This window comes from Leptospira borgpetersenii serovar Javanica (assembly GCF_003046425.1).
GTDB lineage: Bacteria > Spirochaetota > Leptospiria > Leptospirales > Leptospiraceae > Leptospira > Leptospira borgpetersenii.
Genome location: NZ_QAJG01000003.1, coordinates 25,546 through 32,500 on the forward strand (window position 1 = coordinate 25,546; position 6,955 = coordinate 32,500).

Sequence of the window (6,955 nt, forward strand, 5' to 3'; positions counted from 1 at the left end):
TTCCTACATTCCTAAGGTCTTGAGACGGATTTTTATCCTAAACGTTCATTCAAAGAGTTATAGATAGACAAATCGATGTCCTCGAACCATGAAAGAGTCCCAAATGAGTGCATCTTGATTCTTTGATCAGATCAATCCTTCCTTAAAAATCGAATCAATTCTATGCAGAATGAAATTTTCCTTTTCAGAAGAAAAACGGGCTTGTTTCAAATCGGAAACCAAAATCTGTAATTCTTTTTGTATTTGAGGATCAAGTCTTCTGAAATCAGGAACCCAAAGAGAATTGAGATCTCCCGGCTCCGCCTTCCAAAGACCTCTTGCGTATTCTCTTCTTCTCGCTTCCAGATCCTTTTTAGAAACCGAAGAAATGAGATACGCATAAAGTGCATCCACCCATTCTTCCATATTGAAAGCCGGCTTGAATCCGTGAAAACAAGTTAAATGAACGACATTGCTAAAATTCCTGACAATCCTGATTTCGGTCCTATGAAAGCTGGAAGCAAGAATCGGACATGCAGATTTTGATTCCTGAGTGTACCAGTTTTTTCTTCTAGAAGGTAGAAACCTCTTATGGACTCCTCTCGTAATTCCGGATTGTAAATGATTCTGCAACGCGAGGGAATCTTTCGGATCGAATTCCAACTTCACGTCCAACAACCAGACCTTAGCACCTTTTCGACTCAACTCCTCCCAATCGGAATGCAAAAATATTCTATTTCTTGCATATTGAGATTTTGGAATACAAGTTTTAAAATGTTTTTCGGGGATTCCGGAAGCCTCCACCATCTCTTTCGTAAACAGAAAGAAATTATTATCTCCGGTCGCTATTCCTCTCGTAAATTTTCCGAACTCCGTCAACGGGACGAAATGGTTGAATTTTTTTCTTTCAAAATCCGCCTTTTTTTCGCCGGTATAAGTTTTCTTTTCGAGTCGATGAAAGATTGGACTCCATTTTTCTTCCGGATCGGGAAAGGAAATCCAATTCGTCTGAATCGATTCGACGGAACTTAGAGGAAGTTTGGATGTATCGGAAAAGAACCCGGGCTTGAGCCTCGTCCAATAAAATCCCGACTTCTTTTCTTTTTCAGAATTTTCTAATAGAAGGATACAAGAACTTGTAATCGCTTCGTCAAAAAGACTGTCCTGAGGGGAAAAAAGAAATAAGGAATGCAACAAACCTGATTCTTGTAATGCAGACTTAATAAAAACTCCGTAACCGGAATTGAAAAAATCTTGAGGAACGAGAAAAGCCGCCCGACCTCCTACATTGATTAGATTTAAACATTTCAATAAAAAGAAAACATAAAGATTCGCCGTTCCAGGAAGTTTTCTTTCTGATTTTCCTTCGAATTGCTGAATCAATTCTCTAGAATAATTTTTATCACTGATCTTTCGATACGGAGGATTACATAGAATGGCATCAAATCTTTGATTCTCCTTCTGTAACAAAAAATCGCGATCGTAAAAACTAAGTATACTAGCTTTCGAGATCCTATTTTCAAGTGCACTACGGCTAGCACTCAGACATTGTGCATCCAAATCAAAGCCAACCCATTCGGCATCGAGATTAGGAAGTTTATCAAGAACACTTTCGAAAAATATTCCGTTTCCAATTGCAGGGTCCAGTATACGTTTCAAACCTTCTTGGGAAGTGATACGTTCAGCCCCCAAAATCCAATCTACCAGGAAACCGGCAACCCTTTCGGGTGTAAAAAACTGTCCTAGAAATTTATTTTTATTTTTTCGATTTACCTCTTGAGACATTTATACCGTACAATTCCAATCATTCATTAGTAGCTTCAAACAAAATCAATTATGTTTCTATATCCAACAGCTCGATATCAGTCAAAGACAAAAGTTTCAGAACTGGAGAAGCTAACAACTAGTAAATTATTTAACTCTATTGTTCATTGTTAGACCACTCTCAGCATACTATCAATTAGAGATTCAGAATTTCAGAGTATTTTTTAAGCGGACATTAAAACAAAAGTCGTATACGGCTTTCTTAAGTAAAATGAGTTTAGAACAAGCTTCGACTTAAAATCAAATTTATCGAAACCCTATTCCATTATATTGTCAGTACTTTTAATTTATTAAAATCTAAAGAACAAAATTATTTTTGATAGAGCCATTCTTTCGTTCGTTTATTCCAAAATTTCTACATTCGTTTCGATTCGTATACAGTTATTAAATAGAAGAATCTTTTTGTTGATCGTTTTTAGTACCGTATTCATTTGTTGGAAAGATTCATTTGAAACTTCCCCAAAATAGAAAACAAATGCCGAATTCAAAGATCAAACCCGAAATTTTCCGACTCTTAAACCGATTCGCCTCCATTGTTCTGCAAAACGAATCGATCAAGCTCTTTTAGGAAAATCATTTCGGATAAAACGCCCGCTATCCCTTTATAACCCGATGGCTCTTGCGAGTTTAATGGCTAAAATTGGCATACCGAATCGGAAGTAGAATGTAGGGTATTCCAAAGTTTAAAGTATATTATAAAAATCGGATGGAACTAATAACAGTAGCAAGTTCACTAACAAGATAATTTGGAGGCATGTCGTCGCTATTATACGTAAGAAGAGTCATTCTTTTTTGATTGGCGATCATATAGACCATCCAAAAACGTTCCTCTTTCACGAACTCGCAAGCCATAATCTTGTTGCCTTCTTCGTTTTCGAAAGACGCAATCTTATCTTCTTCGAAATCGATTTTGTGTGTTTCAAGATATCTTTTTAATTCTTCTCCGAGATCATAATTTCCGGATTTATTCTCAAAGGCATAGACTTGAAGAGCACCGCTTCCGTTTTCCTCGAAAAATGCGGGAATTCCTTCGATGACCATGTGAACCCAATGTGCGGGCAGCACCATGGAATACCATCCATTCGGTGAAGTATAGAGTTTGTATTCCGGAGTTTGAGACACGTTGTACTCACCAGATTCTTTTTTTCGATTTTTCGGGCAAGCAGCTTCTATTTCTTGACATTTCGGATTTTCCATTATTTTTAATTCTGTGATCGCAATTCTCAAGAATCGTAGAAGTCCGTTCTACTTAGCGACTACGTTCTTCATTCTTCTTTTTTTCGCATTGTTTGCATCCACACTCGCCTTCCTATTCACCGGAATCCTCATCTTAATTCTTATCATCCATCCTCTTCTTTTAAACTGGATCGGAAAATTATACGGACAAGAAGACATTGCAGACGAAGTTCATTTTGCGAAAACGAAGGACGGATGGAATATAGCTCTCCACAGACATATTCCTCCTCAACCGAATCCGCAATTGGCGCCCGTGTTGGTCGTTCACGGTATCGCAACGAATAAGTTCGTGGTCGACTTAGATAGAAGACATTCTCTCCCTTATTATCTTAAACTCAGAGGTTACGACGTATTTGCAGTTTCTCTTCGAGGTTGTGGACGATCTTATCACGAAAGCCCGACTCGTTACGAAGACTTCACGTTCGATGATATCGTAAAATACGACATTCCCGCAATGTTCGAGAAGGTGAAAAAAATCACCGGCTCCGAACGCGTCTCCTATGTGGGACATTCCATGGGAGCGATGATTCTATATTCTCATTTTTGTATGTCCGAGCGTAAAAAGGATACGGAAGACATTGCCGCCTTTGTATCCTTAGGTGGCCCCGGAAATCTAAATCATATCGGCATCACTCTGATCGGACTTCTTTCCCGATTTCCCCGTGCGAGAAAGATGCTGGATCTGAAATTCGGAGCCTCCATCCTCGCTCCTTTAGCGGGAGAACTTTACACTCCGATCGACGAAATTCTTTACAACCCTAAGGTAACTTCGTCTAAAACGGTAAAGAAAATTATGAAGAACGCAATCGAGAATATTGCGGACGGAGTCACCGAACAATTCATGCATTGGATCGAAACAAAACGGATGCATTCTCTCAACGGATTTTATGATTATATCCGACTCCAGAAAAATATTTCCGTCCCCGCTCTGTTTATCGCAGGCGAAAAAGACGTCATCGCAACTCCGGAAGCAGTCCATTCCGTTTACGAAAATGCAAGTTCCAAAAAAAAGGAATTCAGGGTCATTTCCAAAGCGAACGGTTCTTCGGACGATTACGGTCACGCTTGTCTTGTGATGGGGGATCGCGCCGAGGATGACGTCTTTCAATACGTAGAATCTTTCTTGAAAAAACACGGACTCCGTTCTCAACCCGGAATCATGACCAAAATCAAGGAAGGAATTCTCTCCGCGTTTCGGAGATGAATTTCCTCTTAGAATCGTTATACTTTTTATGAATCCGATTTCAAATTACGTGCCCAGGTACGTTATAAATCGAGCCTTTGAACCAATTTATTTCCCTTAAGTTCAAACTCATCCGGTTCACGACGGCACAAACCACAAATCTCTTTTCGTTGACGGGAATCCTTTTCTCTCTCAGATTTGATGCATGAGCCTCTTTTACGATCGGATTTATAAATTTTTCTTCTCTACGGTTCTGTTATTATTTTTTTCCAATTGTTTCGATTACGAGGAAACGCTCACGATCAATCACGATTTTTCGGGAACATTAGAGGTTTCTTATACAGTCCCGACTCGCAGGAATTCCGACGAATCCCTGATCAAATTTCTTCCCACACAGAAAGACGAAATTTTAGGAAGACTCAATAAGGGCTTTTTTTCCAGAAACGTTTCCCTCAAGGATTATACCTATCAAAAGATCGTAACTCCGGAAACTGATCCGAGTTTATTTCGAGAAAAAGCGAAGGTTTATTATAAGGTGGAATTTCAGGAACTTTCCCAAATCGAAGGCGCCATGCTTGGAAAGGTTCAGGTTCGTAAAAAAGGAAATACGATCTACGTGAAAAGGGAAATTCCCGCGATCAGTCGTGCGCCCGAAACCCTGAAGAAAGACGGAGAAAAAAAAATTTATTCCGAAACGCTTCGTTTGTTGCGCACAAGTTCTATCTTGTTTAAAGTGAATTTTCCGATCGCATCCGTATGCAGGTCCAATCGAGGAGACGTGAATTTGGGTAAACTCAGTTACCGTTTGCCCTTAGCAGAAACGATCGAAAAAACCGGAAACAATTCCTGGGATTATAGAATTACGGTTATTTATTGATTCGCAACGGCGAACAATTCAACTGCAACTATTTCTTTTTTATTCCGCCGACAGACGCTACTCTGAAAATCACTTCCTACGAACGCGGTTTAGTCGTTCGACAGAAGCAATATATCCTACAATAAATTCAACCTTTCACACTTTTCCGCGAAAAGAACAAAACCCTTTCTGTCTTTCTCGGTAATCTTGTAGTGAAGCTCCTTTGTAAGATACTCTCGAACCAAAACCGGAGAAAGCCTGGATTCGTAAGAGATAATCTCTTCCATATGAGAAATCCCATATTCCAAAGATTGAATGAATATGAAGTCGTCCACCTTCAAAGATTTTTTACTCGCCCAAAGTGCGAAGATAAAACCGAGACCCGTAATTTCATTCCACCACTGAGCTAAGTCTTTTACCTCGTAAAACTTGGGGTCCCATTTTGCCAAAAGTGCATTGTCCCCGAAAAGCATGTGAGAACCGACTCCTTTCTCAATCCTTTCCCGAATGAGGTTTGAATCGGTAGGCTCCACATCCGGAATAAAACCGCATTTTTCGTGGATCAAAACTCGAACCAGCGCCACACTCGTTTTAGAACCGCTGTCCGTAAGAATCGACTCTGGGGGAAATTTTTCCTTTTTATTTTGAAAGAAAAGAATGGATCTTACCTTTTCCCGAGCGCAGACCCCTGTCTCATAATATGTGTTGAGTATGTCCTGATTGCGAACGCATTCAATCGAAGAAATCAAACCCAAATCGATTTCTCCGTTCAAAAGATAATCTTTCAAAATGGCCGGATTTTCGTAAACGACTACGTGCTCTTCATTTTTTTCAAATCCCCAGGTTAACGGTCTTGCGTTTAAATGTTTAACAATTCCTATCTTCAACGGTTTTCTCTTTCTAAAAACTCCAATAAAACCGGATAATCCCGATTTGCCAAATATAGAATTGCACAATGATTCGCGGCGGGAACGGCGGCTCCTTCCAAAAAGAACAATTCTTCGCCGACAACGAAATAACGAATTTCCTGCGCGTCTAAGAACGACTTTACGATGGAAAGTAACATCGGGTCCGAGGTTTCCCAGTGGGCCGAAAAATCGTCTTCGCTTTCCTGTTCGTTTTTTTCGAATGGTTTCATAAAGAGTTCAAAAAATATTACGTTTGAATTCTATTTTTCATGCCGTCTAATTTGATCAACGGTTTTCAACGAGAAAGTATCTATATTTCCGGAATGAAACGATTTGGCTACGAGCCGTTCATTCAGAAATTACCTGAATTCATATCTTAAAGCAAATCTTTAAGACTTGTATATCTTGACAGAGTATTCAATCTCTTATAAACCATTCTTTAATATGACAGAAAGCCAATTCGGAATAATTACGATTTCAGACGAGGAATTTCAATTCGTCAAATCCCTCATGTACAAAGAAACCGGAATATTCCTTGCAGATCATAAAAAGATCATGGTTCAATCCCGACTGAATGGTAGGGCAAAACATTTCGGTTTAAAAAGCGTTTCGGAGTATATCGGAAGACTCCGAGCGGATCACGGATTTTTCAAAAGCGAGCTCACGGAGCTCATCAATCGAATTACAACGAACAAAACGGATTTCTTCCGGGAAAATCATCATTTTGAATTTCTAAAAGACACTTTTTTTCCTTCTCTGGAGGAAAAGGCCGCTAAAAACGGAAAAAAAATCCTAAGAATCTGGTCCAGCGCCTGCTCGACGGGAGAGGAACCGTACACACTCGCGATCACCTGTCTTGAATACTTCGCGCATAAGTCCGGATGGGATATCAAGATTTACGCATCCGACATCGATACCAACGTAATCAATACCGCAAAAGAAGGAATTTATAAAGAGGATCGACTTTTA

General features: G+C 39.6%; 7 protein-coding genes (1 of these 7 cut by a window edge). 3 read left to right on the forward strand and 4 right to left on the reverse strand.

Annotation, left to right across the window (positions count from 1 at the left end; genetic code table 11):
- Nucleotides 1-126: 126 nt before the first annotated feature.
- The gene (locus tag CLV95_RS02935) at nucleotides 127-1,764 is read right to left on the reverse strand and encodes an N-6 DNA methylase (RefSeq protein WP_002735564.1); all 1,638 of its coding nucleotides are present in this window, start codon (nucleotides 1,762-1,764) and stop codon (nucleotides 127-129) included.
- A 732-nt stretch (nucleotides 1,765-2,496) separates the two neighbouring features.
- Nucleotides 2,497-3,030: a hypothetical protein gene (locus tag CLV95_RS02940; protein ID WP_016749469.1), complete on the reverse strand. Its 534-nt coding sequence runs from the start codon at nucleotides 3,028-3,030 to the stop codon at nucleotides 2,497-2,499.
- Here CLV95_RS02940 and CLV95_RS02945 point away from each other — a divergent pair.
- Both CLV95_RS02945 and CLV95_RS02950 read left to right on the forward strand, forming a co-directional pair.
- Nucleotides 3,014-4,243: an alpha/beta fold hydrolase gene (locus CLV95_RS02945; protein WP_002723008.1), complete on the forward strand. Its 1,230-nt coding sequence runs from the start codon at nucleotides 3,014-3,016 to the stop codon at nucleotides 4,241-4,243. The genes CLV95_RS02940 and CLV95_RS02945 overlap by 17 nt on opposite strands.
- Nucleotides 4,244-4,427: 184 nt before the next feature.
- On the forward strand, nucleotides 4,428-5,099 hold the full coding sequence (locus tag CLV95_RS02950; RefSeq protein ID WP_002723025.1) for an LIC11874 family lipoprotein: 672 nt from the start codon (nucleotides 4,428-4,430) through the stop codon (nucleotides 5,097-5,099).
- Between the two features lie 116 nt (nucleotides 5,100-5,215).
- On the opposite strand, the gene CLV95_RS02955 is transcribed toward CLV95_RS02950, so the two are convergent.
- Both CLV95_RS02955 and CLV95_RS02960 read right to left on the reverse strand, forming a co-directional pair.
- Nucleotides 5,216-5,965 carry a menaquinone biosynthetic enzyme MqnA/MqnD family protein gene (locus CLV95_RS02955; protein ID WP_002723010.1) on the reverse strand — a complete coding sequence of 250 codons (750 nt, stop codon included), beginning with the start codon at nucleotides 5,963-5,965 and terminating at the stop codon, nucleotides 5,216-5,218.
- A complete protein-coding gene (locus CLV95_RS02960) occupies nucleotides 5,962-6,216 on the reverse strand; it encodes a hypothetical protein (protein ID WP_002723038.1) in 255 nt (84 codons plus the stop codon). Before CLV95_RS02960 ends, CLV95_RS02955 begins: the two co-directional genes overlap by 4 nt.
- 214 nt (nucleotides 6,217-6,430) lie before the next feature.
- On the opposite strand from CLV95_RS02960, the gene CLV95_RS02965 reads away from it, so the two are divergent.
- Nucleotides 6,431-6,955: the 5' portion of a CheR family methyltransferase gene (locus CLV95_RS02965; protein ID WP_002723017.1), read on the forward strand. The gene runs 348 nt beyond the window's last position; only the first 525 of its 873 coding nucleotides appear in the window; its start codon is at nucleotides 6,431-6,433; the stop codon falls past the right edge of the window.

What these genes read in the sequence shown, in the direction of transcription:
- CLV95_RS02935 (WP_002735564.1), bottom strand. Translation starts at nt 1,764, where the DNA reads ATGTCTCAAGAGGTAAATCGAAAAAATAAAAATAAATTTCTAGGACAG.
- CLV95_RS02950 (WP_002723025.1), top strand. Translation starts at nt 4,428, where the DNA reads ATGAGCCTCTTTTACGATCGGATTTATAAATTTTTCTTCTCTACGGTT.
- CLV95_RS02960 (WP_002723038.1), bottom strand. Translation starts at nt 6,216, where the DNA reads ATGAAACCATTCGAAAAAAACGAACAGGAAAGCGAAGACGATTTTTCG.